30 protein-coding genes are annotated in these 26,056 nt (G+C 46.1%); 16 read left to right on the forward strand and 14 right to left on the reverse strand.

Translation table 11 applies throughout. The features are described 5' to 3' along the window. Positions 1-226: 226 nt before the first annotated feature. From BS617_RS14020 to BS617_RS14040, 5 genes are all read left to right on the forward strand, one after another. Positions 227-577, forward strand: a complete 351-nt coding sequence (locus BS617_RS14020; protein ID WP_075173626.1) for a hypothetical protein — start codon at positions 227-229, stop codon at positions 575-577. Between the two features lie 102 nt (positions 578-679). Continuing rightward, positions 680-1,762 (forward strand): hypothetical protein, encoded by a 1,083-nt coding sequence (locus BS617_RS14025; protein ID WP_075173627.1) that lies wholly within the window; start codon positions 680-682, stop codon positions 1,760-1,762. A 170-nt stretch (positions 1,763-1,932) separates the two neighbouring features. Continuing rightward, complete coding sequence (locus BS617_RS14030; RefSeq protein WP_083610105.1) at positions 1,933-2,760, forward strand: hypothetical protein; 828 nt, start codon at positions 1,933-1,935, stop codon at positions 2,758-2,760. Next, the gene (locus BS617_RS14035) at positions 2,757-3,500 is read left to right on the forward strand and encodes a hypothetical protein (RefSeq protein ID WP_075173628.1); all 744 of its coding nucleotides are present in this window, start codon (positions 2,757-2,759) and stop codon (positions 3,498-3,500) included. Before BS617_RS14030 ends, BS617_RS14035 begins: the two co-directional genes overlap by 4 nt. A gap of 114 nt (positions 3,501-3,614) precedes the next feature. Continuing rightward, a complete protein-coding gene (locus BS617_RS14040; protein ID WP_075173629.1) occupies positions 3,615-3,980 on the forward strand; it encodes a VOC family protein in 366 nt (121 codons plus the stop codon). A gap of 151 nt (positions 3,981-4,131) precedes the next feature. On the opposite strand, the gene BS617_RS14045 is transcribed toward BS617_RS14040, so the two are convergent. Then, positions 4,132-4,794 (reverse strand): cupin domain-containing protein, encoded by a 663-nt coding sequence (locus BS617_RS14045; protein WP_075173630.1) that lies wholly within the window; start codon positions 4,792-4,794, stop codon positions 4,132-4,134. A 137-nt stretch (positions 4,795-4,931) separates the two neighbouring features. On the opposite strand from BS617_RS14045, the gene BS617_RS14050 reads away from it, so the two are divergent. Continuing rightward, positions 4,932-5,510: a histidine phosphatase family protein gene (locus tag BS617_RS14050; RefSeq protein WP_075173631.1), complete on the forward strand. Its 579-nt coding sequence runs from the start codon at positions 4,932-4,934 to the stop codon at positions 5,508-5,510. Positions 5,511-5,577: 67 nt separating this feature from the next. Here BS617_RS14050 and BS617_RS14055 read toward each other — a convergent pair whose 3' ends face one another. Further along, on the reverse strand, positions 5,578-6,042 hold the full coding sequence (locus BS617_RS14055) for a pyridoxamine 5'-phosphate oxidase family protein (RefSeq protein ID WP_075173632.1): 465 nt from the start codon (positions 6,040-6,042) through the stop codon (positions 5,578-5,580). Positions 6,043-6,450: 408 nt separating this feature from the next. Between BS617_RS14055 and BS617_RS14060 the strand changes: the two genes are divergently transcribed. Next, the gene (locus BS617_RS14060) at positions 6,451-6,849 is read left to right on the forward strand and encodes a BPSL0067 family protein (RefSeq protein ID WP_075173633.1); all 399 of its coding nucleotides are present in this window, start codon (positions 6,451-6,453) and stop codon (positions 6,847-6,849) included. Continuing rightward, complete coding sequence (locus BS617_RS14065) at positions 6,842-7,252, forward strand: STY0301 family protein (protein ID WP_075173634.1); 411 nt, start codon at positions 6,842-6,844, stop codon at positions 7,250-7,252. Before BS617_RS14060 ends, BS617_RS14065 begins: the two co-directional genes overlap by 8 nt. 67 nt (positions 7,253-7,319) lie before the next feature. Here BS617_RS14065 and pdxR read toward each other — a convergent pair whose 3' ends face one another. Next, positions 7,320-8,831: a MocR-like pyridoxine biosynthesis transcription factor PdxR gene (gene pdxR, locus BS617_RS14070; RefSeq protein WP_075173635.1), complete on the reverse strand. Its 1,512-nt coding sequence runs from the start codon at positions 8,829-8,831 to the stop codon at positions 7,320-7,322. A 4-nt stretch (positions 8,832-8,835) separates the two neighbouring features. Beyond that, on the reverse strand, positions 8,836-9,030 hold the full coding sequence (locus tag BS617_RS14075; RefSeq protein ID WP_075173636.1) for a hypothetical protein: 195 nt from the start codon (positions 9,028-9,030) through the stop codon (positions 8,836-8,838). A 228-nt stretch (positions 9,031-9,258) separates the two neighbouring features. Between BS617_RS14075 and BS617_RS14080 the strand changes: the two genes are divergently transcribed. Next, positions 9,259-9,897, forward strand: coding sequence for a pyridoxamine 5'-phosphate oxidase family protein (locus tag BS617_RS14080; protein WP_075173876.1), 639 nt, complete (start codon positions 9,259-9,261; stop codon positions 9,895-9,897). A 31-nt stretch (positions 9,898-9,928) separates the two neighbouring features. Here the strand turns inward: BS617_RS14080 and arsH are convergent, their stop codons facing one another. The 6 genes from arsH to BS617_RS14110 form a co-directional block, all read right to left on the reverse strand. Continuing rightward, on the reverse strand, positions 9,929-10,651 hold the full coding sequence (gene arsH, locus BS617_RS14085; RefSeq protein WP_075173637.1) for an arsenical resistance protein ArsH: 723 nt from the start codon (positions 10,649-10,651) through the stop codon (positions 9,929-9,931). Then, positions 10,651-11,076 (reverse strand): glutaredoxin-dependent arsenate reductase, encoded by a 426-nt coding sequence (gene arsC, locus BS617_RS14090; RefSeq protein WP_075173638.1) that lies wholly within the window; start codon positions 11,074-11,076, stop codon positions 10,651-10,653. The genes arsH and arsC overlap by 1 nt, the downstream gene beginning before the upstream one ends. 27 nt (positions 11,077-11,103) lie before the next feature. Further along, a complete protein-coding gene (locus tag BS617_RS14095) occupies positions 11,104-12,387 on the reverse strand; it encodes an arsenic transporter (protein WP_075173639.1) in 1,284 nt (427 codons plus the stop codon). 60 nt (positions 12,388-12,447) lie between these two features. Further along, positions 12,448-12,822, reverse strand: coding sequence for a metalloregulator ArsR/SmtB family transcription factor (locus tag BS617_RS14100; protein ID WP_075173877.1), 375 nt, complete (start codon positions 12,820-12,822; stop codon positions 12,448-12,450). A 139-nt stretch (positions 12,823-12,961) separates the two neighbouring features. Beyond that, the gene (locus tag BS617_RS14105) at positions 12,962-13,906 is read right to left on the reverse strand and encodes a ZIP family metal transporter (RefSeq protein WP_075173640.1); all 945 of its coding nucleotides are present in this window, start codon (positions 13,904-13,906) and stop codon (positions 12,962-12,964) included. A gap of 128 nt (positions 13,907-14,034) precedes the next feature. After that, complete coding sequence (locus BS617_RS14110; RefSeq protein ID WP_075173641.1) at positions 14,035-15,189, reverse strand: MalY/PatB family protein; 1,155 nt, start codon at positions 15,187-15,189, stop codon at positions 14,035-14,037. A gap of 206 nt (positions 15,190-15,395) precedes the next feature. Between BS617_RS14110 and BS617_RS14115 the strand changes: the two genes are divergently transcribed. Genes BS617_RS14115 through BS617_RS14135 form a run of 5 tightly spaced genes read left to right on the forward strand, consistent with a single transcriptional unit; the run spans position 15,396 to position 19,877 of the window. Then, complete coding sequence (locus BS617_RS14115; protein WP_075173642.1) at positions 15,396-16,946, forward strand: 2-isopropylmalate synthase; 1,551 nt, start codon at positions 15,396-15,398, stop codon at positions 16,944-16,946. A gap of 49 nt (positions 16,947-16,995) precedes the next feature. Beyond that, positions 16,996-17,949 (forward strand): uracil-DNA glycosylase family protein, encoded by a 954-nt coding sequence (locus tag BS617_RS14120; RefSeq protein WP_075173643.1) that lies wholly within the window; start codon positions 16,996-16,998, stop codon positions 17,947-17,949. Further along, complete coding sequence (gene rimI, locus BS617_RS14125; RefSeq protein ID WP_075173644.1) at positions 17,949-18,401, forward strand: ribosomal protein S18-alanine N-acetyltransferase; 453 nt, start codon at positions 17,949-17,951, stop codon at positions 18,399-18,401. Before BS617_RS14120 ends, rimI begins: the two co-directional genes overlap by 1 nt. A gap of 15 nt (positions 18,402-18,416) precedes the next feature. Continuing rightward, positions 18,417-19,262 carry a M90 family metallopeptidase gene (locus BS617_RS14130; protein WP_249263622.1) on the forward strand — a complete coding sequence of 282 codons (846 nt, stop codon included), beginning with the start codon at positions 18,417-18,419 and terminating at the stop codon, positions 19,260-19,262. 30 nt (positions 19,263-19,292) lie between these two features. Then, positions 19,293-19,877 carry a rhomboid family intramembrane serine protease gene (locus BS617_RS14135; RefSeq protein WP_249263623.1) on the forward strand — a complete coding sequence of 195 codons (585 nt, stop codon included), beginning with the start codon at positions 19,293-19,295 and terminating at the stop codon, positions 19,875-19,877. Here BS617_RS14135 and BS617_RS14140 read toward each other — a convergent pair. The 4 genes from BS617_RS14140 to leuA all read right to left on the reverse strand — a co-directional run bounded on the left by BS617_RS14140 (position 19,874) and on the right by leuA (position 24,440). Continuing rightward, a complete protein-coding gene (locus tag BS617_RS14140; protein ID WP_083610107.1) occupies positions 19,874-20,971 on the reverse strand; it encodes a DUF2955 domain-containing protein in 1,098 nt (365 codons plus the stop codon). The two genes, BS617_RS14135 and BS617_RS14140, sit on opposite strands and share 4 nt — an antisense overlap. Beyond that, positions 20,961-22,025, reverse strand: coding sequence for an HlyD family secretion protein (locus BS617_RS14145; RefSeq protein WP_075173645.1), 1,065 nt, complete (start codon positions 22,023-22,025; stop codon positions 20,961-20,963). Before BS617_RS14145 ends, BS617_RS14140 begins: the two co-directional genes overlap by 11 nt. Then, the gene (locus BS617_RS14150) at positions 22,022-22,522 is read right to left on the reverse strand and encodes a MarR family winged helix-turn-helix transcriptional regulator (RefSeq protein ID WP_075173646.1); all 501 of its coding nucleotides are present in this window, start codon (positions 22,520-22,522) and stop codon (positions 22,022-22,024) included. Before BS617_RS14150 ends, BS617_RS14145 begins: the two co-directional genes overlap by 4 nt. A gap of 253 nt (positions 22,523-22,775) precedes the next feature. After that, positions 22,776-24,440: a 2-isopropylmalate synthase gene (leuA, locus tag BS617_RS14155; protein ID WP_075173647.1), complete on the reverse strand. Its 1,665-nt coding sequence runs from the start codon at positions 24,438-24,440 to the stop codon at positions 22,776-22,778. Positions 24,441-24,776: 336 nt separating this feature from the next. Between leuA and BS617_RS14160 the strand changes: the two genes are divergently transcribed. Beyond that, positions 24,777-25,262 (forward strand): Lrp/AsnC family transcriptional regulator, encoded by a 486-nt coding sequence (locus BS617_RS14160; RefSeq protein WP_075173648.1) that lies wholly within the window; start codon positions 24,777-24,779, stop codon positions 25,260-25,262. A 102-nt stretch (positions 25,263-25,364) separates the two neighbouring features. Next, a complete protein-coding gene (locus BS617_RS14165) occupies positions 25,365-26,033 on the forward strand; it encodes an energy-coupling factor ABC transporter permease (RefSeq protein WP_075173649.1) in 669 nt (222 codons plus the stop codon). Positions 26,034-26,056: the final 23 nt, after the last annotated feature.

The following is a 26,056-nucleotide window of genomic DNA, read 5'->3' on the forward strand; positions in this document are numbered from 1 at the left end:
CTGGACAAAACGAGAAAAGCATCCATAATCAAGGTGCTACAGTTATCAACAGGGAAGATAATGCGCACAATCAAGAATTATAATGCGCATGCGTGTTTACAGGGAGCCGTATTCTTTGAATATCTTCAATAAACTAATGAATATCAAAAGGTTAATAGTTATTCCGGAGCTTGGGCTTTGGGGTGTAAACGCGCATGCGCATGAATAAAACTGTTAAGGGGCAGCCATGATTCCAGAGTATTGGCGTAATTTTATAAATAAAAACGAAATTATCGGGTGTGAATTTGAAGTCTCGGAAGAAGATGATTTATCCGAGCTAGGTGCCGATCTGAAAATCATGAATATTGAGCAATGTATTTCTGAGGCAACCGAATGTTATCCTGGGAAAGCGGCAATTATAGAGGGCTATGTACCTGTTGCAATGTGTTTGACTGGTAGTGGTGATTATTACTACATAAAGACCTCAGAAGGCGAAAATGGTTCGTTGTATCGCATTTATCACGATGCGGTTAACGGAGAACAGATAGCAACAAACGGCATTGAAAAGGTTCTAAAAAATTATGCTTCTTTACTTTGAGGTGAAAGCCCTTAACAAAGCCATCAATTTGACCGTCTTACGCTGCGCTGCAGTCGGCAAATTATGGCGGCGTTACATGTTCAATCAAACTATGGAGTAAATATGGCAACACAAGACAAAAGGACAGCTAGTAGCATCCAATTAGCTGGAGCACTTGTGATTGGATTACTGCTTGGCATGATATCTTTCTATCTACTTAAAGGCGTAGGTGATTACTCTAATTTATTAGCTGCTGTGATAGGTGCATCAATTGCTTTACTTGTTCCTATTTGGCAGACGTATGTTATTCAAAGGTCAAAGCTTGCGATTGAAGTGAATGGTATAAGCCGAAAGGTCTCGGATAAAGCAAAAGTTTCGTTAGATGAACATTCTGAACTTTCATATTTGCGAAAAATGAAGGAGGAGGATAACCCAAGGTTTATTATCATGGGTGGCGAACCAAAGAGAGCTTCGCAAGATAGATCTGTAACACTTGATGAGTTAGAGGAATTGCTTCAAAGGGCTAAACAAGAGCTAAAAGATTTTCCTGAGAAAATAGCCGATAGAAAAAATGATCTTGAAAAGGTTAATGCCTTTACAGCTGATACATTTTCAAAGCATGAATGTAATAAGCTTAATAGGCTTTTACGGCCAGAAATTGATTTCAATTCTGAAGATGTATCAGCAACCTTAGTTGAGTTTAAAAGACACTTTGAAGACAAACTTTCAAATATCAAGGAAAAATATGATGAGCTTCAGTCATCTATTCCTGAAATAGACCGAAAAGTGACTCAGATAAAAGAAGACCTTATTGCAAATAAATCATATTTTGAAATTTCAGTTACGCTAATTAATTCAGGTCGCTTAAACACTTCAATCAAAAGGCCTGCTTTATTTCGAGTTTATATCGGAAGAGAAAACTATATAGATTTGAAGCTGACTCTTAGTGATTTTGAAACAAAATCCGAGATTTCACCAAACTCTACAGTAGTTGGAACCTTTTCATCCACCGACATTTCCCAGCTCCCTGAAGAGGATAGGAAACTCATAAATACTTACTGGGGGCAAAGTGTTCAATGTAAGTTATTCGTTGAAGATGTTCATGGTGAAGCAACTGCATCTAATTCGATAGCATTTTCAGAAGGCCTATATCAAAAGATAATATTTGATCGCTTAGCCGTTATTGCTACCAATCAAAACATGTAACAAGCGCGTCAATTGGGACTGGCTTTCCGCTGTCGCTGCAAACCAGCCCATTACGCGAACGTTATGCATACGGTGTAAATTACCACTTTACGTAGATTTATTAGAGCGATCATGTATTAAGAACATACTACGAGCTCTTTCTTGAAATTTGAAAAGGATTTAAGTTGTAGATGATTAAATTAAATTTGGATGTTGTTGTTAATAGCCTCGAAAATGAAATTGATATGCAATATGGTCTTGAGACTTTGAAAGGTACATCTGATGTAATTAGTATTGCAGCCGAAACAATTTTGAGAGAAAGAGTCCCAGAGAAAAGAACGCACAAGAGTGATGTTAGAACTAGATTAAAAAATACATTTACGGGCTCTTATGGGCAAAGGTTCTCTTTAGAAATAGAAGATAAAGACCTACAAAAGAGGTTGCGAAAAATAGGCGATGAGGTATTTTTAGAAGTACTTAGCTATTTTGTAATGGATGCACTGTACATAGAAACCCCTGATCTAAGTGACGGTGCGGAAATAATTGTAGATCAACTTTCTGATATATCTGACAAATTAGTGGATCGACTTAAAGAACCACTGATAGATATGCATAAAATCGCTGTCTATTTCAACTACAATATACAAATAAGGCAGAGAAAACGAGGGTTAGACGTGCCTAGGCAGCTCCTTCTCCTAGATAAAAATACAGCCAAGAATATAACTGAGGCCACCTGTTCCGATGAGGAAGAGGATTTTGACGTTGTAATAGTTCGTTTTCACTCTATTACAGGAAATGGAAGGTTCTATATTAAAAAATTGCAGGCTATTGAATCATTTGGGTTTGCTAGCAAAATCAAAGTCGTTACAGATCAAATTCGAAAATCAATTTCAGAAAACCTACATAAAAACAATACAGTTGACCCAGAAAATGGAACCTTTATAAAGATACGAACAAAGAAGATTTCATTGCCAAAAGGCAAGGTAATCAAGTATCTAATTACGGGCGTATATGTATGACTTCAAAAAAAATAGTCCTTATATCGCTATTGACTATATTTTTGGCATGGTTTTCTTATTGGTACAATTTTAGTTACTTGAATTCCTATGAAATATCAAGAAACCCTGAGGATTGGGCTGTTTTAGGTGATTTCTTGGGTGGTGTTCTAAATCCTATTCTAAGTTTTTTGACTATTGTTTTACTTGTGAGTTCTTTAAAAATTCAGAAAGAATCAAACTCTCACCTCCAGTCTGAGATTGAGAAGAGCGAGCGCTTTGAAAGAGTACGCTCATTTGAAACAAGTTTTTTCAACATGATTGATTCTCAAAAGGTTATATTTGATAAATTTTGTTTGAAGTTCAAAAATTCAGAAAGTATAGAGCTATTTTATTCTTCGGCGGCTGTGATAGAGTTGGAGTCTGTTTTGATAGAAATGAGAGAAGCAGGAGGAACTAATCAGCAAATTAAAAATGCGATTGAAGTATTTGATGAAAATGATGAAATATATTCTGTAGTAAGAACTTTTTGCGTAATTGTTAAAATGATTGATAAAAAATTAGGTTCTTATGATGATTTTGATCCTCAAGAGATTAAGGATTACTACGAAACATTAATTAATTTTACTGATTACTCGCTTGTTAGATTAGTACTTGTTTCTCACAAATACTTAAATTACTCAGTTTTAAAGTCTTTGGATAATTCTGAGTTCATGTCAGTTATAGAAAGTGTCGGTGCAGACGGCTATTTGCGTGATGTTTAATAGCCGGGAAATGTAAATTGGAGGCGGATGCATAACAAAGCCATTAATCTGACTGCTTTACGCTGCGCTCCAAGCAGCAAATTATGGCGACGTTAGGCTCTCAAGGAGGAAAATTTGAGCAATCTGAAAACTGTAGAGCTGAAGACTTTTATTCCTTCAAAGGATTTTGAAACATCAAAGAATTTCTATTCGGAAATTGGTTTCACAAAAGCTTCTGATGAAGGTGGAATTGCCTGCTTTCACTCTGGTGGCTGCAGCTTTCTACTTCAAGATTTTTATGACAAATCATTAGCTGAAAACCTGATGATGCATTTGCTGGTCGAAGATGTTTATTCTTGGCATAAGCAAATCAAAGAGTCGGGTGTGGCCGATAAATATCATATTAGTGTCTCAGATATTACGAAGCAGCCGTGGGGTATGCTAGATTTTGTTATTCACGATCCTAGCGGTGTATTGTGGCGGTTTGGCCAAAATGTATAGCCTAACAAACATGTCTACAGGGCAGTTTTTTGGCTGCGCCATTTGTGAATTTCGCTTTGCTACACTTTTTATAAAAGCTCTCCACAAAAAATAGCGCTGTTACATAGGCCTTATTAAGTCCTGCATCCCTCTACTTACTGCCAAAAGCTCACTACAAATGCCCCGTTTTCACATAGATCAATGCGCCGTCTTCTTTTGTAAATGGCGTGTGTTGGCTCATGTGGGGGCTTCGTAGCCATGTACCCGCGGGGTAGCTTCTGTGTTCGTCGTAGAAGGTGCCAGCGATAACAAGTATTTCTTCACCGCCCCAGTGCTGGTGGGTTTTGAATTGCGTGTTGGGGGCCCATTTCACGAGTGCTACGTGCTCGCCTTCAAATTCGTGCAATGGCATCACGGTTAAACCATCAACCAACCCTGGGTGCCACATTTGTTGGGTGGTATCAATCGCTTTTTGCTCAGTATCGCGTTCGTTAAATTGGTGTAACTTAACAAAAATCGTCGCGCCTTCTTTTCCGATGTTGGGCGTGTGGGAGGTGCCTATTGGATTGCGAAGGTAGCTGCCTTGTGGGTAGGGTTGATGCTCATCGGCAAATACACCGTCGAGTACAAAAATCTCTTCGCCTCCGTCGTGCGTATGAGATGAGAACTGGCTGTGGGGTGCATAGCGCACAATAGACGTGGCGCGTGCGACTTCATCGCCTATTCGATCGAGCATCATGCGTTCAACGCCGGGCATGGGGGATGGGACCCATTGGTAATCCTCAGGTCGAATGACGACACGTTGGTCAAAGTCGGCATTGAGTAATGTGCTCATGGTACGTTCTCATCGATGTTTTTGGGTTGGCTACGGGTACTGTCCTTACAAGGCTGCGTCTAAACGCTGTACGTGCAGACTCCCTGTTTGTCATTCATTTTAGCAACAAAGCCTGTAGGGCTAGGTAGGGTTATTGTATGAGAAAGCGAATAACTCAGTTGTGTATTTTGTTGTGTTCGGCGTTGATTAGCGCGGTAGGTTCTGCGTCAGAGTTGACAGAGGATCAATTATGGCAGGCGTTAGCGTCTACTCATCATGTGGCTATTATGCGCCATGCGATAGCGCCGGGCATTGGCGATCCATCAAACTTCACGCTTGGTGAGCGCGACACACAGCGGAATTTGTCGAATGCTGGGGTTAACCAAGCAAAGCGTATTGGCGATAGGTTTCGTGAGCAGGGTATTACTGAGGCAGATGTCTATTCGAGTGAGTGGTTTCGGTGCTTAGATACGGCTAATTTGTTGGCCTTTGGCGGTGTAACGCCGCAACCTTTGTTAAATTCCTTCTTTCAAGACACTTCACAAAAGGGTGAGCAAACCCAAGAGCTTAGGCAATGGATTATCCAGCAAAATACTGACACCCCCAGAGTGTTGGTAACTCATCAGGTTAATATCACGGCGCTCACAGGTGTTTATCCTTCGTCAGGTGAAATTGTGGTGTTGCGTGTTGGTGAAGGCTCCGATCTCACGGTGCTGGGCACGATTAAAACGCAGTAGTAAATAGGTGTGTTTGAAGGGAGCCGTTAAAAAGGGAGCTAGCTCCCTTTTTAAAACACGCTTGTATCTAAACGTTGACGCGTGCGTGATCGCCCATCTCATCGGGATCAATTTGTTTGCCGGTAAATAGCTTGAACATCCCTTTGATGCTGGGGTCGGCTGTCCAGATTTCGGCATCTTTCAGTTCCATGCGCATCATTAATAGCGATGGGTCATCTTTACCTTTCTCATACCAAGCACTGACAGGTTTGGACCAGTATTTGTCGATAATTTCTGGACGCGTTTCATGGACGAGTGTACCGCTAATGCAGGCGAATAAATCATGACCTTTACTGCTAAATTGCACCATTGCCGGTCCGCCTTTGGCAACTCGGTTCGTTGTGGTGGTGTAAAACCAGAACTCGCTGTTGGCATCTTTATCTAACTGTACGCGCATGGGCTCTGAGTGATCGTTAGTACCCGTTAGCCCCAGCATTACATTAGGGCTATCGGCAAGCGCTTCCCACATAGCTTTACTCATATCAGTCGACATAGTGTGCTCCTTGTATAAACGTAAATTGAGTTAACGCTAGGCTTTATGATTAACGTTGTTTTGTTAAACCAATGGCGCGTTCGCGTTAACTACTTAGTGAGTAATGAGCATAAGGCATGCCAGAATACATGATTGGCGCTATGTCAGGGCTTTAGCGTAGTACGGAGTTTGCGCAGTGGGAAAACAGGGGTAAGGTTCCTGTAATTTATGCAGGTAGGTTTACTTTTTTACAGGATAGTACGCGGGTGTATGAATAAAAATGTTATGTCTACTAGGGTAGTAAAGTTCAAATATGGAGTGCTGGGGAGGCTGTTGGTTTTTTACTTTTGATATAAGTTTGATTTGCTACTGCGGCCAATAATAGAATGCTGATTTACTATCAACGCTAGTCTACAAGGAATGTATGTAATGAGCGACGGTCATTTTGTTTATACAAAAGTAAAAAGTTTGGAAGGCAAACCAAAAGTATTTGGTGGGCAGTGCGCTGGTTTAGTCCAGTGGTACACAAAAGTTGGAAAGGCTGATACGTGGCGAGAGGGTATTCAAGTTAGAGGTAATGCTTCGGAAATAGTATCGGGTACTGCTGTGGCGACATTCGAAAATGGAGTTTATCCTAATCGTAGTCACGGGAATCATGCCGCTCTTTATATCTCCCAAGATTCACAAGGCATTTGGGTTATGGATCAATGGACATCAAAGCCATCTATTTCTAAGCGAAAAATGCTGTTTAGAGGGAAAAATTCCGATGGGTCATTTGTTGACCCTAGTAACAATGGCGATGCGTTGTCGGTGATTATTCATGAATAAATTTGTCATGTTGGCCCTATTGTCAGTTCCACTTTATAGTAGTTACAGCCTTGCACATGATGGTGTTGCTCATATTGAGTGTCCCGAAAGCATCTCTACTGCTCAGGTGGTAGAGTCTGCTGATGAGTCATTCAGTGCTTTTACAAAAAAAGGTGCGAATTACTTCCTTGGGATAGGTGTTACTGAAGGTAGCCCTGATAAGGAACAGTGGTTGAGGCCTGAATATCTGAAAGAGAAAGATATCGACTTATATGATCTCTCGTATGCTCAAGAGTCGGTTTGGGTGGTATGCCAGTACGCAAACACCTCGGTTACTTTAGCAAAAGAGCTTGAAAGAGCTTCCGCTTGCGAAATACCTACTCCGCAACATGGCGGAAATACTGCTAATTGCCGTTTGAAATAGTAATTACCAACTAAAGGGCCTAATAAGTGATCTTTATGATGGCCCTTTAGATCCTTCGGTCGCGTCTTTAATACGATCGAATAATCCCCGCGAGTTTAATAACCCCTGCTTCCATGTCGGCTTCGTCAGTAGAGCCAAAGCCTATGACGATGCCTTGTCGTTTTGGGTGTGAGCGCGAATATCGAGAGAGCGCTCGTATGCCTAGTTTGGCTTGGTTGGCGCGCGCTTCTATCGATTGGTCAAGTGGGTTGTTTTCGTCATTTTTGTCAGTCAGTGCGTCTGGTAAAAAGTAGCAATCGTGCATTCCGCCTTTATTGGGCTGCAAGGTGAGTTCGGGCAGGTGTTGGTCGACGAGTGCATTCAGTAACGCCTTGCGGCTTTGGTACAGTTTGCGCATGCGGCGTAGATGGCGATTGTAGTGGCCTTGGTTCATAAAGTAGGCCAGCGAACGCTGCAGTGATGTGGATAAGCCGCCGTCGGTAATGGAGCGCAGTCTAAGTGCATGTGCGGTTAAGCTGGGTGGTACAACTAGGTAGCCTAAGCGGATACCGGGGAACATGGTTCGGCTAAAGGTGCCGGTGTAGATAACGCGTTGCTGGCTGTCTAGGCCTTGCAAAGCCGCTATGCTGTGGCCGCTAAAGGTAAATTCGCTGTCGTAATCGTCTTCAATGATCCAGCGCTCATGGCGTGTAGCCCAATCGAGTAGGGCTTTGCGAGTTGATAAGGGCATGGTTTCGCCCAGCGGGAAGCTACGCGAAGGGGTGACGATGGCTGCCGTTGCAACGTTGCTATTGGCCTCGGTGGAGGTAAAGTAGGATGCTACTGAATTTTCGCTGATCAGTTCATTATTTACACCAAGACTATTCAGAATAAGATCAACACCTTGGTAGCCTACCCCTTCGAGTAACACGGTATCTCCCGCATTGAGCAGGATACGTAGCATCAAGTACAAGGCTTGCTGTGATCCGCTGGTAATAATGAGGTTGTCAGCAGTGCAGTTTACACCGCGCTGTTGGCGGAGAAATAGAGCGGTTTCATGCCGTAATAACGGATCACCTGCGAGGTCTGGGTTGCCGTAGTGGTAGCTTTCCCGGAGGGCTTGTTTACTGACTTTATGCCAAACATTATGTGGGAAGTGATCCATCGCCGGTTGAGCCGGTAAAAAATGATGTGTTTGCTCGTTGTGCAGCCGTTGGCGTAGTGAATCGTTTAGTGTATTAGCGCTAGCCGAAACAGCAGGTGCGTTTAAGCTGGAAGACGGTGAAGTGGCGTGCGACTCGCTTGTCGCTGGCGGTTCACTGGTTGGCAGTTCATAGCTTGGCAGTTCGGGTAAGTTAGCCACAAACGTGCCTGAGCCTCTGCGCGTTTCTACATACCCTTCGGCTTGTAATATTTCGTAAACCGTTTTAACGGTAGAGCGGGCTATGTGGAGTTGTTCGGCTAGTAGACGGGTAGAAGGCAGTTTGTCATTGGCTTCCAGTTTTCCCAGTCTAATAGCCGATAGAATAAGTTGATAAAGGCTTTGCTGCTTATTGTGTGGGGTTAACGATATTTCCGTTTCAAATAAGCGCAGTGCCATAGTGTTAGTCGTTGATTACCCGGTATTCGGCATCATAGGTGTGGCCATCTTCTTCGGACTGTTTGCGAGCCGGAGATAAGCGCATTTTAATAGCAATCGCTACAAACAGGGCGCAGCCAACAACTAATCCTACTACGGTTAAAAACGCACCGATAATCAGGCTGAGTACTAAAAGGATTGCTGCTTTGATGTTTTTCATTGTATGTCCTTTTGCGTGTATGTCTCTTGAGTTCCCATTTATAGACAACGGATTGGCGCAAAGTACTCATGTAAAGAAATGTAAATGCTCTCTCCTATGTTAACGGCTCTTGCCATGCGGTTAAAGTGGGTTAGTTAAAAAGTAAAAAAGTGGGTATTAATTTAGCCCGATAATGCCTTTACCCTGTTTATATCTGGATGAATGATGGTTAAACAGTGCGAGGTGCTCATGGAATCTTATTCAGTAAAACCCCATACCCGCGTTAAGCGCGGTGGTAATCGGGCTACGTACGACAAAGCGGTGATCGATGCTATTTTAGATGAAGCGACGATGTGTCATGTGGGCGGCGTGGTTGATGGCTTGCCGGTAGTTCAGCCTAATTTGCACTGGCGTGTTGACGATGTGCTCTATATTCATGGTTCTGTTAAAAATGGCCTGATTCGCAGTATCCTTGAGCAAGGCAAAGTGTGCATAACCGTATCGATTTTAGATGGGTTGGTTATGGCACGGTCGGCATTTCATCATTCTGTTAATTACCGCTCTGTAATGCTTTTTGGCACGCCCGAGCTGGTGGAAGACGAAGCCGAAAAAAAGAGGGTGTTGGATGCGCTGCTTGAGAAGACGCATAAAGGCCGGTCGTTAACCGCTCGGCCGCCTAATGCGAATGAGCTGCGTGCCACAACGGTGATTGGTGTTCGAATTGAAGAGGTCTCCGCTAAAGTGAGGGCGGGCGCACCGATCGATGATGCAGAGGATCATGCGTTGCCTGTCTGGGCTGGGGTGATTCCGGTATCCAGTGTCCGCGGCGAGCCTATTCAGGATGCGTTGCAGCAGGAGGCGGGTATCGAAGTGGGTGAGCTGGTGTAGGCACCACCAGCTCATCGGTGTTACCAAGCGATTATATTTTCTCTTGGTTGACGCGGGCCATAAGCTGCGCAGCGGTTTCTTTACGCTCGCTGTAGCGGTCTGTTAACTGATCTACGTTACCGCGAAGTAGCAGCGTAAACTTCATTAACTCTTCCATGACATCGACGACACGGTCGTAATAGGAGGAAGGGCGCATGCGGCCCGCTTCGTCGAACTCTTGCCATGCTTTGGCCACGGATGATTGGTTGGGTATGGTAAACATACGCATCCAACGGCCTAAAATACGCATTTGGTTTAAGGCATTGAATGATTGAGAACCGCCACTGACCTGCATGATGGCAAGTGTTTTTCCTTGGGATGGCCGAACCGCTCCTTCAGACAGTGGTATCCAATCGATCTGTGTTTTCATAATGCCTGTCATGGCACCATGACGCTCAGGTGAGCACCAGACCATACCTTCACTCCAGCGTACCATTTCTCGTAACTCTTGTACTTTGGGGTGAGTGTCGGGCGCGTCATCAGGCAGGGGTAAGCCTGACGGGTTAAATATACGCACATCAGCCCCCATGCTTGTTAATAAACGTGCAGCTTCTTCTGTCACTAAGCGGCTGTAAGAGCGCTCACGTAGTGATCCATAAAGCATGAGAATTCTCGGTGGGTGCTCAACAGGAGTGGGGCTGCAGGCCGTCTTGGTCATCTTCTGTTCGAGCAGCTCTGATTGGAGCGCTGGCATGCTTAAATCATCAATATTCATTATTTAACTCGTTGTCCTTGATCGTTAACGATGAGCTCGCCATCTTCTTTGCTAAACGCGCCTTGCTGGGCATCGGGCAGAATATCCAAAACGATTTCTGACGGTCGGCACAGCTGTGTACCTAGGGGAGTTACAACAATTGGGCGGTTAATCAGGATAGGGTGATCCATCATTGCATCGATAATTTGTTCCTCTGTGAAGCTCCCTTCGGCTAAGTTCAAATCGTGGTAGGGTTCAACATTCGTTCTTAGCAATGCGCGAACAGGTATACCCATGTCAGCAATGAGTGAAACGAGCTTCTCCCGTGAAGGGGGCGTTTCTAAGTAGAGAATGATCTCTGGCTCTACTCCGCTATTACGGATCAAAGCCAGTGTGTTACGTGACGTGCCGCAGGCTGGATTGTGGTAAATGGTAATGTGACTCATAGCAAGCTCCCAGTTAATTGAAGGGCATTACATGGATAAGCGCAACGCTAAGGCGGCTAGCGTGACGAGCAGTACAGGAGTGGTCATCAAAATACCTACTTTGAAGTAATACCCCCATGAAATTTGGATGTTCTTTTGGGAAAGAACGTGCAGCCATAGAAGAGTCGCTAAGCTACCGATCGGTGTTATCTTAGGGCCCAGGTCACAGCCAATAATATTGGCATAAACCATGGCTTCTTTGAGGACGCCTGTTGCGGTGCTACCTTCAATAGACAGCGCACCAATTAAGACCGTAGGCATATTGTTCATTACTGAGGACATAAATGCGGTTAAGAACCCAGTGCCTAATGTGGTGACCCAAATGCCATGTTCGGTAAATGAGTTGAGGATATTTGAAATAAAGTCTGTTAGCCCCGCATTGCGTAAGCCGTACACCACCAAATACATGCCCAGAGAGAACGCTACGATTTGCCATGGGGCACCCTTGATGACTTTATGAGTATCAATTAAACGTTCGCGCTTAGCGGTTATCCACAACACTAATGCGGCAACAGCTGCGACTAAGCTAACGGGAACTCCCAAAGGTTCTAAAGCAAAAAAGCCGATTAGCAGCATGGCGAGTACAACCCAGCCCATAACAAAGGTTTTGTGATCGCGAATAGCTTGGCGAGGGGCTTTTAATTTGCTGTCGTCATAATCAATCGGGATTTCTTTGCGAAAAAATAAGTGAAGTGTCACTAAAGAGGCGAGAATAGCAGCCACATTGACGGGGACCATAACAGAAGCGTATTCGTTAAAACCAAGCGAGAAGAAGTCAGCGGTGACTATATTCACTAAATTAGAGACGATTAGCGGCAAGCTTGCGGCATCGGCAATAAAACCTGCCGCCATCACAAAGGCCAGCGTTGCCCCTCGGCTAAATCCAAGTGCCAATAGCATGGCAATAACGATAGGCGTAAGGATGAGCGCAGCACCGTCATTAGCAAAAATAGCGGCAACGGTTGCGCCGAGTAAAATAACCCACGTAAATAGCCATTTTCCCCGCCCTTTGGCCCAGCGAGCGATGTGCAACGCTGCCCATTCAAAGAAGCCTGACTCATCCAGCAAAAGGCTGATGATGATAACGGCTATGAAAGTGGCGGTAGCGTTCCAGACGATTGCCCACACGGTTGGGATGTCGTCAAAGCTAACCACGCCCGTAGCCAATGCCGCTATAGCCCCTAATATCGCGCTGTAGCCTATGCCTAGTCCTTTGGGCTGCCAAATCACGAGTATTAATGTTGTGATGAATATTATGCTTGCGAGTATCATAGGGTTCTCTTTATACAGATATGATATTTCATATATGTTAAGGTAAAATTTTTTAGTAAGTTATACGCACACAGATTTACCTAAAGTAGGTGATGTACTCTGTGCGTGTTGGGTGAGTTGTTTAATATCATCATAGTTGCACTGCCATGCCTGCTCGATGATCTGAGCAGCCCATGCAGGTATGTTGGGCGACAAACGATAGTGAATCCACTTACCTTCTCGACGATCTAATAGTAACTCGCTTTCCCTTAGCATGGCTAAGTGCCGAGAGACCTTAGGCTGCGACTGCTGTAGCGCCGACGTAATATCGCACACGCACAGTTCTCCTTTCTCACGTAGTAAAAGAAGGGTGGTTAGGCGTGTTTCATCCGACAAGAGCTTAAATAGCTTTAATGGGGTTAAGGCGTCTGTTGTTGTGGCTTGAGAGTGTGTCATACCGGCTCCATCTGTGCAGCGCACATGATAGAACAGAAAAAAACCACCGACAACATATTTATTAAAACGTATATGTTGTTGGTGGTTCATAAGGCGCACGGCCTAATCAGGATAAGGGCTTAACAGCGGTAGGCGGCTATTACCCTAAGGCTGTATCCAATACCATCATGACGGCAAACCCACCCATCAAACCAATAGTTGCTGGAGTTTGGTGGCCATTGCGATGTGTTTCTGGGATGACTTCATGCGATACGACAAACAACATGGCGCCGGCTGCAAGACTTAAACCTAGCGGGTAAGCTAGCGGTAAGCCGCTGGCGACACCTACGCCAATAAAGGCACCAATGGGTTCCATTAATCCACTCCCCGCCGCGACAATGAGAGCGAGTAAGGGGCGAATACCGGCCGCGCGCAAGGCCATCGCTACGGCTAAGCCTTCAGGTATATTTTGAATAGAAATAGCGGATGTGATGGCTAAGCCAACGGTATCATCTCCACCGGCATACCCGACACCAATAGCCATTCCCTCGGGTAGGTTGTGCAAGGTAATGGCCATCGTAAATAACCAAACGCCACTGAGGCGGTCGCGTCCGGGGCCAAACGTACCGCTGTGTGCATGGGCGTGTGGAGTAAAGCGGTCGAGCCCCAGCATTAACATCACGCCCATCGCTAAACCAATAACCACAATAAAGGGTGATAAAGCGGGTTTGCCAAGGATCTCGGTCGAGGCATCTAAGGCAGGTATAATAAGAGAAAACACACTGGCGGCCATCATCATACCGGCGGCAAACCCCAGCATGCTGTCTTCTATTTTTGTTGAAAGGCCACGCAATAGTAAAACGCCGCACGCGCCAAGGGCCGTGGTACTAAAACTGACTAGGCTTCCGAGCATGGCATGGTTGAAACGGATATTTTGTCCCCCCAGCGCGTTGTACTCAATCAGCACTAATACAATTACCGCAATAACAGTAAGCATGAAACCGGCTGTGATCAGCGGATGGCGTTTCATCTCATCAATGAGTTGACTAAAAAATGCAATCGACTGATTGGGTTGCGCGGTTGATATCGAGGCTTGTGTTTCCATGGGGAGCTTAGTTCCTGTAAAAGTTCCTGTAAAAAGTACCTGTGTTAAGTGGCTATGTACGTTTTGATCATTGTTTAAGTAGAACGTTAATCCGTTTTTCCGACTGTTTGCCTTTTAATACGTTCCACTTATACGGGTAGATGGTTAATAAGGGCTATGCGCAAGCGGCGTATCGCTTCTTCAAGTAGTGCTCGTGGGCAACCAAAGTTAAGGCGCATGTAGCGATCATCACCAAAGTCGCGTCCGGGTGACATACCGACACCGGCTTCTTCAAAGAAACGAACTGGGTTTTCAAGTTTTGCCCCCGAAATGTCGATCCAAGCCAGGTAGGTTGCTTCTATCGGCAATAACGACAACCCAGGTATTTGATTGATTTCTTTGACGAGGTAATCGCGATTCGCACGTAAGTAGTCCAGTTGTTTTGTATTCCACTGGTCACCGGTCGCGTAAGCGGCCTCGGCGGCGGTGTAACCGAGTAAATTGACACTAGGCACGATGCCTTTACGTACTTGGTTAAACTGCCGACGTAACTGAGGGTTAGGAATAATGGCAAACGAACAGCCAAGGCCTGCAATATTGTAGGTCTTGCTCGGAGCCATCAGGGTGATGGTGCGCTGTGCTATTGTCTCTGAAATGGAGGCAAGAGGAATATGGACTAACCCTGGTTCCAGAACGAGATCGCAATGAATTTCGTCCGAGCAAATCGTTATATTGTGTTGTTCTGCAATGCTGGCTAAACGAGTTAATTCCTCTCGTTTATAGACGGTGCCGCCTGGGTTGTGCGGGTTACAAAACAATAGCAGCTGCGTTTGCTCGGTTATGTTGGCTTCTAACGCATCAAAATCCAGTACTCGGCGCTGGCCGTGATCGACCATTGGGATTTGAGTAACATGACGGTCGGACAAGCGGGGTGCTGTGACAAACGGTGGATAAATAGGTTGCGGCGCTATAACAGTATCTTGAGACGTGCCAACAGCGCGGCAGGCTAAGTTGAGGCCGCATACTAAGCCTGGTAGCCAAACTATCCAATCGCTTTCGATAGACCAGTTGTATTCGCTGGCCATGCGCTTAATGACGGTTTGCACGAGCGATTCTGGCGCTTCGGTGTAACCGAATATGCCGTGGTCAATCCGTTCATGCAGCGCCTTGATAACACCCGGTGGCGACATAAAATCGGTATCAGCCACCCACATGGGCAAAATGTCGGTATCGCGGTAGCGTTCCCACTTTTCACTGGCCGTGCCACGGCGATCTATTTGCGTATCAAAATCGAACGGAGTCATTACCTAATCCCTTTTAATGTAGTCGCTATATTACGTTATTGATAATGATTATCAATAACTCTTTATCAATGAGGCTGATAGCTTTTGTATATCATGTAACTAGCGCTGTAAGTGTGATCTAAATATGACGTAAAACGGCCATTTGCGTTAAACTATCGCTCATCAAATAGCGTCCTACAAGAGACAACCGAGCGGAGCTGCCAGCTATGACACAAGATAATCGCGTTATTATTTTTGACACTACCTTACGTGACGGAGAACAAAGTCCGGGCGCGTCAATGACTCGTGATGAAAAGCTGCGTATTGCCAAACAGTTAGAGAAAATGCGTGTCGATGTCATTGAGGCGGGTTTTGCTATTGCTTCGCCAGGTGATTTTGCATCAGTGCAAGCCATTGCTAATGCCATTACTGAAAGCACGGTGTGCTCGTTATCTCGCGCGCTTGATGCCGACATCGACCGTGCAGGAGAGGCGCTGCGTAATGCTGCATCGGGCCGTATTCATACCTTTATTGCAACATCGCCTATTCATATGAAGTACAAACTTCAAATGGAACCTGATCGCGTAGTCGAAAACGCTGTGCACGCCGTTAAACGTGCGCGCAACTTAATTGATGATGTTGAGTTCTCGTTAGAAGATGCTAGCCGCTCTGAGATGGACTTTATGTGCCGTATCATCGAAGCGGTTATCGACGCTGGTGCTCGTACTATTAACATTCCCGATACCGTGGGTTACGCGGTACCCGAAGAGTTTGGCCATACTATCGCGCAATTATTGCAACGTATTCCAAATGCAGACAAAGCGATTTTCTCTGTGCATTGCCATAACGATTTAGGCTTGGCGGTTGCTAATTCACTCGCAGCGGTGAGTGCCGGTGCGCGTCAGGTAGAATGTACCATTAATGGCTTAGGTGAGCGTGCGGGTAATGCGTCATTAGAAGAAGTGGTGATGGCTTTGCGCACCCGTAAAGACCGTTTGGGGTTGGAAACCAGTATCGATACGACACAGATCGTTCCTGCATCGCGTTTAGTATCGAGTGTCACGGGCTTTCCTGTTCAACCAAACAAAGCGATTGTCGGCGCTAATGCCTTTGCTCATGAGTCCGGTATCCATCAGGACGGCGTGCTAAAACACCGTGAAACCTACGAGATCATGACGGCGCAAGATGTTGGTTGGAACACTAACCGTATGGTTATGGGTAAGCACTCAGGCCGCAATGCGTTTCGCTCGCGTTTAGAAGAGCTGGGTACCAGCTTCAATACTGATGTAGAACTCAACCATGCTTTTGCTCGCTTTAAAGAATTAGCGGATAAAAAGCATGAAATCTATGATGAAGATTTAATGGCGCTAGTGTCGGATACGCGTGCTGAAGATGCGTACGAGAAATATAAGTTGTCGTCTTTAAATGTCACATCACAGACAGGGGAAACTCCCTTAGCGCAGATTACGGTGATGGTCGATGGTGAAGAGCATAAAGCCGAAGCAACGGGTGGTGGGCCAGTTGATGCGGCGCTAAAAGCCATTGAATCGATTGTGCAATCGGATGCGAGTTTGGAGCTTTACTCGGTTAATGCGATTACCAGTGGCACTGATTCACAAGGCGAAGTGACCGTACGTTTAGAAAAAGCAGGGCGCATAGTCAATGGATTAGGTGCTGATACCGATATTATTATTGCATCGGCTAAAGCATATATTCACGCGCTAAACTTAATGGCTTCGACGGTTCAAAAGGCGCACCCTCAAGGCAGCGGCGTTTAGCTCCTCGCGGATATTCGCCAACGACATTCAATCAGGTAAGGCTTTAACAATGGATTCGGAACAACGTCGGCACGATTATTTACAGGCGATGGGCATCAGTAGTTGGTTGCCTCGTACGGCGTTACCGGCAGCTAAAGCCTCTCCTGACTGGGTTAATACGTTTTTGTATGGTGATTATGGCAGTGAGGGGTTTGATGACTTAGACGATGCCGGTGGCCATGAAAACCACCACAGTGCTCACGAAGTTGAGGTGGCTCATCAGACAACGCACCAGCTTGCTGATGCTTTACAAAAATCACCTCCATTGCCATCTGGTCATGCGCGAGAGCAGTTACAGGCGGGTTTGAATGCGTTAACCACCAATAAGCCAACAGGGGTTAAGCAAGAAAACGCCGATAACGCAACGGCGCCCCAGGGCGTGCCTTCCCCAGCCGCAGAACTGGCGGCGAATATCGAAATTAAGCCACGACAACATAAAGAAGAGATCCCTACTTTCCGTTTGGCGTTTTGGCTATTTGAGCAAGCCATTGTGATCGATAGCATGCCGCCACAAGGGCGTGTAGGTCAGAATCTTGATCGGCACCAGCGACTGTGTGTGAATATGGTACGCGCCATGGGGGCTAACGCCGAATTGGTCGCATCGCCTTATGTGCTGCCGTGGCCTATTTTAGTCGGTGATGCGTTAAATCAAGGTCGTACGGTCGCGTCTGAAGCGGTCAGATATAAGCTGGAAAAAGTCTTAGCCGATCACCCGCCGCGGCCTATTATTTTGCTGGGCGAAAGTGCGGCGCAAATGGTGATGCAGCGAGAAGAAAGCATCGATGATATGCGGGGTATGGTGTTTAATTATCGTAGCGACGCTAAGGTCGTTATCAGCCATAGCCTCACGCAAATGCTGCAAATCCCCGAGTGTAAAAAAGAAGCCTGGCAAGATTTACAAGCCTTACTCCCCTTGGCGGCCTATGTTACGCCCGCCGATGATACGGCTAGCTCGTTATCCTAATGAATCGTTATTGTGTGGCGGCACTCGCAGCATCTGATATACCAGCTATAGGTGTACTAGAGACCTGTTGTTTGCCGCATGAGGCGTGGTCTGAATCTCAATTATTGGCGCATCTACAGCATCCTGACACATTAAATATGGGGGTGTATGACCAAGACCGTTTGATCGCTTTTGCAATTAGCCGAGTGGTGTTGGACGAAGTAGAGCTCTATCAAATAGCGACACATCCTGCGTATGCAGGCCAAGGTGTGGCATCCCAGCTCCTGTCATCATTGGTAACGCGTTGGCGCAGTCAGCACTGCAACGTAGCCCTGCTAGAAGTAAACGCTAGCAATGTGGCGGCGTTACGTTTATATGCCAAAATAGGGTTTGTTGAAAATGGCCGTCGTCGGGGTTATTACCAGACAGAGGCCGGAAAGCAAGACGCTGTCTTGATGCAGCTGAGCATCTAACTTTAAGGAAAGTGAGTGACTCAAATTTTACGTTGGTTAAGTGCAATCTCAACTTGGTTGTTTCGTTCTAAAGCGCCTGTGCCGGTTGAGTGGCAGCCTGAGTGGAGTCATATTTTGACGGCTAATGTCGCTTTTTATCGAGTACTCAGCGAAGAAGATAAGGCCCTTTTTGAGCATCGAGTTGCGTTATTCTTAGCTACCACAGCGGTTGAGGCGGGGCAGTTTGAGGTGACTGACAAGGATAGGATGTTAGTCGCCGCAAGTGCCATCATCCCTGTATGGGGCTTCCCCAAGTGGCACTATTTTAATTTAAAAGCCGTCTACCTATTACCTGCTGCTTTTAACCAGCAATTTGAATGCGGTAAGGCGGATTCTCGTATCACCGGTATGGTGGGCACTGGGCCTATGGCGGGCAAAATGGCGTTGTGTCGCTCAGCGCTCTATCAAGGTTTTGCTAATAGTAAAGATAAACATAATGTGGGTATTCATGAGTTTGTACATCTTATAGATATGTTGGATGGCGAGTGTGATGGCTACCCAGAGCGTTTTAAAGAATATGCCTATTCCATCCCTTGGTTTGAATTGGTTCGTCACAAAACGAACGAGATAGTGAAACGTAAAAGCAACATTGGTGATTATGCCAGCACCAATCGTGTTGAGTTTTTTGCGGTAGCGTCTGAGTATTTTTTTGAGCGCCCCCAGATGATGAAAGATAAGCATCCTAAATTATTTGATGCATTATCGGAGTTCTATCAACAAGATGTGATGGCCATCGAAAAGGATGTGCGAGTTAAGCGTAAGCAGCGATGCCCATGCGGCAGCAAAAAGCGCTATAAGCACTGCTGTATGCCTAGTGATTAATAACCATAACCATTAGCGAGTATTTTTCAGGTGACTAATCGGCGTTCTTTTTCTGATCATTTATCCACCAATATCACGGTGCTGCTTATTTTGATTGGCAGCATGGCGGGCCTTTATGTGATAGACAATGTGCTGCCAGTTTCATTGGCGTATTGGGGGATTATTCCGCGCGACACTGGCAGCTTAGTGCATATTTTTACCGCGCCTTTTATTCACGGTAGTCTCGGCCACTTAGTCAATAATCTGGTTGGTCTTACGGTCTTCAGTGCTATTTGTATGGTGCGCTCGCTTCGCTTTTGGCTAGCCGCTAGCGTGTTTGTTATTACCGTGGGAGGTTTGTTGGTTTGGCTGTTTGGACGCAGCGCATTGCATATTGGGGCTAGTGGCTGGATTTTTGGTTTGTGGAGCATTTTGATTGCGATGGCGTTTTTTGACCGTCGATTAATTAACATATTAATAGCGCTGGTCGTGGTGATATTTTATGGCGGAATGGCTTATGGCGTATTACCCACGGACCCGCGCATCTCCTTTGAATCCCACCTATTTGGAGCATTAGCCGGTGCGCTTTTTGCGTACCTTTATAGCCGAGCAAACAAAAGCGCGCGCCCAACTTAATTAATGTATAGGCGTGTTGCTTCAAAGCGGTTGAGGAGCAGGTGCATTAGGTAGATGACCAGTAAGGTGAGTACGACCGAGACCGAGACCGATGTAAACCGGTATAAGGCGTTGTAGACCAAATCTTGAGTGGGGGTTAAGTATTGCCCAAATAAGATAGCCATGGTCGTCATTGCACCAAAACCCGCTCCAGACCCGCCACCTTCATGTGCGTGATGTCGTGCAAATAGCATGATGCTAAACCACAGTCCAAAGCTAACAAATAGCAGCATATTAGAGTGTGTTAGCAGCACGAACTGAATTAATAACCCTACATTACAACCAATCAGCGTTCCGACGGCTCGGTTCCATGCCGCTTTGCCAGCGCCGTGCCAGTTAAGGGGAAACAAGATAAGAATCGAAGCCATTTGTGCAGAGAGCGAGCCTTTTAAATCCAGTACTTGAAAGACAACGAAAGACAAGGTCGCTACCGTTGTGGTTAAGATTATTTCATGGCGTAAATTACTAGCCGGTTTGGGTGGTGGTTTTCGTGGTGTTCGCGGCTCGGCATCAGGAAAAAACGTATGCATCAACATAGCGATAAGAATCGTCACAAAGGTGGCTGCTATGTTAGACATGACCATGTCGCTTACATGAGTTGATGGGTACGGATAACTAGCAAAATGCAGCTGAATGGATAACCCGGTAATACCTAGGGCACCAAATAAGAAATAGGGGCCTTGGCTCATGCAGCGAAAGAGAATTGCAAACATCACCATAGCTGTCATTGTCATTGGGATAGGTCGGTCACCAAGAACACCTTGTACAAAAAGTGTAGAAAAGCTGATGAGCACCATGCTGGCTAAAAATTGACGGATCACATGCCCATTTAACACAGGCACCAACGCGAGTAACAGCATGGGGTAAACGACAAAAAAAGCGCCATAGTTCCAATTCATCAGTTTGCAGATGATAAAACCTAAGGTGCCGCCGAAGGCAGCGCGCAAGCACATTTGCACATCATTGGCAGACAGTGTTTGCGCATAAGGCCCCGTAGCTGAAGGCCGATACTTCCTAGGTAATAAGCTAACTTTGAATAAGCGCTTAGTAGACATAATGCAGCCAACTAATTAGGTGGGCTTGGATATGCCCTAACCAAGCGGCTAGCCCAGAAACAGGATAAAGCTGTACGGTACTGCGTGCGCCGGTAGGGAGTGAAGCCAGCAGCTCGGGGTGTTCGTCTAGCGTCAGGTGTATACGCATGTATTGCGCGTCTCGAATCCAGCGGTCGGATTCGGCTGGGTCGGCTAAGTTGCCGTCAGCGGTTAGTTGGCCCGCTTTAACACCGGCGTCTACAGAGACCACGAGTGCGTCGTATACTTGTCCTGGAAGGCTGTCGAAAATGACACTTGCCTCATTGCCCACAGCAGCCTTACTGAGTGATTTCTCGCGAAAGTCAGCGATGATATCGGCTTCATTTGAGACCACGGCCGCGACGGGTGCTCCTGCACTGGCATAGTTACCAGGGACAAGCTGTAAGTTGGTAATGATACCGTCTACTTTGGCGCGAACATCGGTGTAGTAGAGTGCGAGCTTTGCATCAGCTAGGTTATTTTCGGCTTGCTTGAGTAAGAGGTTTTGGTCACTTTTAAGACCCCGTTCGACGGTGGCTTGGTTTTCTTTTGACTTCGCTTCTTCGAGCACCGCCAAAGCAGCCAAGTAGCTCGCGTGTATTTGATCGTATTGCTGTTGCCCTATATTGCGATTAGCTAACAGGCGCGATAGACGCTTTTGTTCTTTGGATAACTCATTCACATTGGCTGTCGCGGCAGCGACACTGGCTTTGGCGGCAATTATAGAGACGTCTAATTGTTGATTGGTTTTAACCGCGGCTTTAACCGCTAGTTCGGCTTTAGTGACGGCCAATTGATACGCTTGCTTGTCCAGCGTAAATAAAACATCACCCTGTTGCACCGGTTGGTTGTTAATAACATGGACGGCTGTAATTTGTCCTCCGACTTCGGGTGCTACACGCACGACTGGATGCATAACGCGCGAGTGAGTCGACACTGGCATCCATAAATCGGCGCCCAAAAAATAGATAAAGAGAACGGCAAACAGGACGAGCGCTCTATGCACCCAGCGTTTGAACAGTTGATCGGGGGTCATGGTTGATCTTCCTCGTTATCGACATGGGTTAACCAGCGTTTTGCATTGTTTTCCATGCGCGTTAGTGTGTCGCTCACCGCTTCCAGCTCTTCATCTGTCACCCCTTGATAAAAAGCCTCTCTAACCGCGTGGATATAGTGGTTAAGCTCAGTAAGCCGATCACGTCCCTTAGGTGTGAACCACAAGCACTGGGAGCGTTTGTCACTTGGGTGCTGTCGCCGCTCGATTAAACCGTGCTCTTGCAGTTGGTTTAATGTACGGGTTAGTGAGGGCATTTCTATGGCTAGTTCATTCGCGAGTGCTCGCGGAGAGCAGCCTTCACCCAGCTTGCTCAGATGCACCATGGCGGTCCATCGTGATTCGGTCATATCGAGTGGCTGGACCACGCTTGTTATCGAAGCTCGCCATAAGCGGTGCAGGTGGCCTATTTGCAACCCAAACGATCGATTACGGGGGGACTCGTTTTTTGGCGGGGATGTAGGTGAATGTTTAGACACGGGAAACTCAGTAGTGGGTGAATATAAAAGTGCTTAATAAAGTTAGCAGGCTAATTAGATTGCATTATAGTTAGCTGGCTAACTAGTTGGCAGCCCAATGTTTGAATAAGAGCGTTGCATATTTCGTGTGAAGGCTTGATTGAGGGGGTTGGCAGAGAGCGTATGTAAAGCGGGGTATAGCGGTGCACACGGCAGTGAGCACCATGGTGTTAAGCCCCTTGGCCGGGAGGCAAAGGGCTTTTAGGGAGTAAACTTACGCCGCGTGTACTTGCTCAATTTGGCGACGGCTAAAGGCACTGAGCACGGCTTGTAAGCTAGCGGCAGATGTATCTTCTGCGGTGATCACACTGCAATAGGTGCTACCGTTTATATCCAGTGCAATACAGGCTTGAGCTTGGGCGTTAGTCCCTTCGGTGAGCGCGTTTTCATCAAAATGAGTGACGCGAATCGTTACACCATAAGCGGCTTCTAGCGCTTGAACTAAGGCTTCGATTGCTCCAGTGCCTTTACCTTGCAGCGGTGGTTGAACAGCCGGGACTTTAAATGTGCCTTTTACTATCCCGGCATCAGTATGCAGGTCGTAGCCTGATAATGCCCATTGGGGGTCAATCGCTGCAAAGTGCTCATCATAAAGAGATTTGATTTGTAATGAGGTAATTTCAGCCCCGGTATTTTCTGAAGCCTTTTGCACGACTTTACTGATAGCTCCATGCATCCACTTAGGCAGTTGTATACCGTAGTCTCGCTCTAAAACAAGCGCCACGCCGCCTTTGCCACTTTGGCTATTTATACGAACAACGGCTTCATATTCGCGACCAATGTCACGCGGGTCGATGGGTAAGTAAGCCACGTCCCAGTGTTCAAGGTTATGTTGCTCGTGGTAGCTGATCGATTTACGAATCGCATCCTGGTGGCTACCTGAGAATGCCGTATAGACGAGTTCGCCTGCCCATGGGTGACGTGCAGAGACGGGTAATTCGGTACAAAACTCAACGACTTCTATAATTTCTTTGATGTTGGAAAAATCCAACTCAGGATCGACGCCTTGGGAATATAAATTCATACCCATGGTGACGATATCCATATTACCCGTGCGTTCGCCGTTGCCAATTAAGGTGCCTTCTACACGGTCGGCTCCGGCCATAACGGCCAATTCAGCGGCAGCGACACCACAGCCGCGGTCGTTATGCGTGTGAAGACTGATAGTAATATGTTGGCGTTGGCTGATGTGGCGGCAAAAATACTCGATCTGATCGGCGTATACATTCGGTGTAGACACTTCGACTGTCGCGGGTAAGTTGATAATGACTTTACGGCCGGTTTCAGGTTTCCATTCGGCAATAACGGCATCACATACTTCCACTGCGTAGTCCATTTCTGTGCCCGTAAAGCTTTCGGGAGAGTATTGAAATGACCAATGGGTTTCTGGGTTTTGTGATGCGTACTCGCGTACCCATTTAGCGCCTTGAACAGCAATGGCTTTGATGCCATCGCGATCCATCCCAAAGACCTGCTCGCGTTGAACGGTCGATGTTGAGTTGTACACATGAACAATGGCTTGCTTAGCGCCTTTGAGTGCTTCGTACGAACGGGAGATAAGATCCTCACGTGCTTGCGTTAAAATTTGAATAGTCACGTCGTCAGGGATCATGTCTTCATTGATCAACTTGCGTACAAAATCAAAGTCTGGCTGGGATGCTGATGGAAAGCCCACTTCGATTTCTTTAAACCCTAACTTTACTAGCAGCAGGAACATACGTGTTTTTTGTTCGATATTCATCGGGTTGATAAGTGCTTGGTTGCCATCACGCAAATCAACGCTACACCAATCAGGTGCGCTTGTAATTTGCTTGTCTGGCCAAGTGCGGTCAGTCAAGCGAATAGGTGTGAATGGACGGTATTTACGATGGTCGAACATGGTGTTCCCTGCCTTGTGAGCTACGGTAGTTAAGGATGATTCTTGATCAAAGATATACAAGGAAGCAGCACAGTTAACGCTGGGTAAGCTAAGGATGCTCTCTAAACGGGGTGCTGTTTAGATGCTTGCCATATTCAATTGGGTTAATCGAATACTCTGCACTCATGGATAAATGTGTGCTGGCAGATTCCTGTGTACTTCCTATTGATGAGTAGTCTACGCCTAACGATGCGCAATAGGTTTGCTAAAATGTCTCTTAATGCAATTGAATCGCAATAATTTGTATGTTTTTATGGGTTTTGTTTTGTTTTTATTGCGAGTATTTGAGGTGTGGTGATGTTGAATGTGGATCTAGACCGGTTTGATATAAAAATATTGCACGAGCTTCAGCGAGACGCATCCATATCAAACCAAGATTTGGCGGATCGAATAGGGCTAACGGCGGCACCCTGTTCGCGCCGAGTTAAGCAGTTAGAAGAGAGCGGTGTCATCGAGCGGCAGGTCGTGCGCGTAAATGAAAGGAAGGTGGGGCTTAACTTAATAGCCTTGTTACATATCAGTATGGACAAGCATATCCCTGAACGTTTCGAGGCATTTGAACAAGCTATTGGTGACATACCAGAGGTGATGGAGTGTTACCTTATTACCGGTCATGATGCTGATTACCAATTGAAAGTTGCTGTTGCTGATATGGATAGCTATCACGATATTTTGCTGGGTAAGATCACTCGTATCAGCGGGGTTACAGGGGTTAAGTCGGCATTTATTATGCGTAAAGTCATTGATACGACTGCCGTGCCTTTGCACTATTTGGGCCGGTAAGCGTTTGGTGCTGAGTTCGTTGATGTGTATCAAGGTCTCACTGTCATTTACGCGTAGCCTAATGATTATGTATACATGTTTGGGACGGATCAGTAGCTTTTTATGAACATTACCGACGGTTTGTTAACGGGTTCTTGGCTTTGGGTTATCCACGTACTTTTTGTTGTGGGGTTGATGGCGGCTAGCATAAAAGCGCCATGGGATTTGCTGGTCAATGAACGCCGCTTGCAGCATCTTTTTTTCGCAGTGACTGTCGTATTAATGGTGATGTGGGTTATGCGTGCCGGTATTTCACCTGGGTTGAGCATCCACTTTTTAGGGGTGACGGCGTTAACCCTGATACTCGGCTGGGACCTCGCCATCTTGTCGGCTACGTTAGTATTGTTAGCCATGACGGTACTCGGTAAAGAGAGCTGGCAAGGTTTTACGGCAAATGGGATCTGTTTAGTGGTGCTGCCAGCATTGTTAACGCACGTTATTCAAAGTTGGATTGGTCGTCTCTTACCTAAGAACTTTTTTGTTTACCTGTTCGGTTGCGGGTTCTTGGGAGCGGCTGTGGTCGTTGCTGTATCGGGTACGGCAATGTCTTTATTATTATGGGTAAGCGATGTGTATCCGTGGGCAAAAATTCAGCACGAATACATTAACTACCTTCCTCTTATCATGTTCCCCGAAGCACTGATGAACGGCATGTTGATGACCGGTATTATGGTGTTTTATCCGGATTGGATACGCACGTTTGATGCGCGCGTTTACATTGATGAGCAGTAACGCGCGCTCGCTTGACTGGCTTA

Origin of the sequence: Neptunomonas phycophila (assembly GCF_001922575.1) — a bacterium.
Taxonomy (GTDB): Bacteria; Pseudomonadota; Gammaproteobacteria; order Pseudomonadales; family Balneatricaceae; genus Neptunomonas; species Neptunomonas phycophila.

Coding starts and splice junctions, on each gene's coding strand:
- BS617_RS14020 (WP_075173626.1), top strand. CDS start 227: ATGATTCCAGAGTATTGGCGTAATTTTATAAATAAAAACGAAATTATC.
- BS617_RS14025 (WP_075173627.1), top strand. CDS start 680: ATGGCAACACAAGACAAAAGGACAGCTAGTAGCATCCAATTAGCTGGA.
- BS617_RS14030 (WP_083610105.1), top strand. CDS start 1,933: ATGATTAAATTAAATTTGGATGTTGTTGTTAATAGCCTCGAAAATGAA.
- BS617_RS14035 (WP_075173628.1), top strand. CDS start 2,757: ATGACTTCAAAAAAAATAGTCCTTATATCGCTATTGACTATATTTTTG.
- BS617_RS14045 (WP_075173630.1), bottom strand. CDS start 4,794: ATGAGCACATTACTCAATGCCGACTTTGACCAACGTGTCGTCATTCGA.
- BS617_RS14050 (WP_075173631.1), top strand. CDS start 4,932: ATGAGAAAGCGAATAACTCAGTTGTGTATTTTGTTGTGTTCGGCGTTG.
- BS617_RS14055 (WP_075173632.1), bottom strand. CDS start 6,042: ATGTCGACTGATATGAGTAAAGCTATGTGGGAAGCGCTTGCCGATAGC.
- BS617_RS14060 (WP_075173633.1), top strand. CDS start 6,451: ATGAGCGACGGTCATTTTGTTTATACAAAAGTAAAAAGTTTGGAAGGC.
- BS617_RS14065 (WP_075173634.1), top strand. CDS start 6,842: ATGAATAAATTTGTCATGTTGGCCCTATTGTCAGTTCCACTTTATAGT.
- pdxR (WP_075173635.1), bottom strand. CDS start 8,831: ATGGCACTGCGCTTATTTGAAACGGAAATATCGTTAACCCCACACAAT.
- BS617_RS14075 (WP_075173636.1), bottom strand. CDS start 9,030: ATGAAAAACATCAAAGCAGCAATCCTTTTAGTACTCAGCCTGATTATC.
- BS617_RS14080 (WP_075173876.1), top strand. CDS start 9,259: ATGGAATCTTATTCAGTAAAACCCCATACCCGCGTTAAGCGCGGTGGT.
- arsH (WP_075173637.1), bottom strand. CDS start 10,651: ATGAATATTGATGATTTAAGCATGCCAGCGCTCCAATCAGAGCTGCTC.
- arsC (WP_075173638.1), bottom strand. CDS start 11,076: ATGAGTCACATTACCATTTACCACAATCCAGCCTGCGGCACGTCACGT.
- BS617_RS14095 (WP_075173639.1), bottom strand. CDS start 12,387: ATGATACTCGCAAGCATAATATTCATCACAACATTAATACTCGTGATT.
- BS617_RS14100 (WP_075173877.1), bottom strand. CDS start 12,822: ATGACACACTCTCAAGCCACAACAACAGACGCCTTAACCCCATTAAAG.
- BS617_RS14105 (WP_075173640.1), bottom strand. CDS start 13,906: ATGGAAACACAAGCCTCGATATCAACCGCGCAACCCAATCAGTCGATT.
- BS617_RS14110 (WP_075173641.1), bottom strand. CDS start 15,189: ATGACTCCGTTCGATTTTGATACGCAAATAGATCGCCGTGGCACGGCC.
- BS617_RS14115 (WP_075173642.1), top strand. CDS start 15,396: ATGACACAAGATAATCGCGTTATTATTTTTGACACTACCTTACGTGAC.
- BS617_RS14120 (WP_075173643.1), top strand. CDS start 16,996: ATGGATTCGGAACAACGTCGGCACGATTATTTACAGGCGATGGGCATC.
- rimI (WP_075173644.1), top strand. CDS start 17,949: ATGAATCGTTATTGTGTGGCGGCACTCGCAGCATCTGATATACCAGCT.
- BS617_RS14140 (WP_083610107.1), bottom strand. CDS start 20,971: ATGTCTACTAAGCGCTTATTCAAAGTTAGCTTATTACCTAGGAAGTAT.
- BS617_RS14145 (WP_075173645.1), bottom strand. CDS start 22,025: ATGACCCCCGATCAACTGTTCAAACGCTGGGTGCATAGAGCGCTCGTC.
- leuA (WP_075173647.1), bottom strand. CDS start 24,440: ATGTTCGACCATCGTAAATACCGTCCATTCACACCTATTCGCTTGACT.
- BS617_RS14160 (WP_075173648.1), top strand. CDS start 24,777: ATGTTGAATGTGGATCTAGACCGGTTTGATATAAAAATATTGCACGAG.
- BS617_RS14165 (WP_075173649.1), top strand. CDS start 25,365: ATGAACATTACCGACGGTTTGTTAACGGGTTCTTGGCTTTGGGTTATC.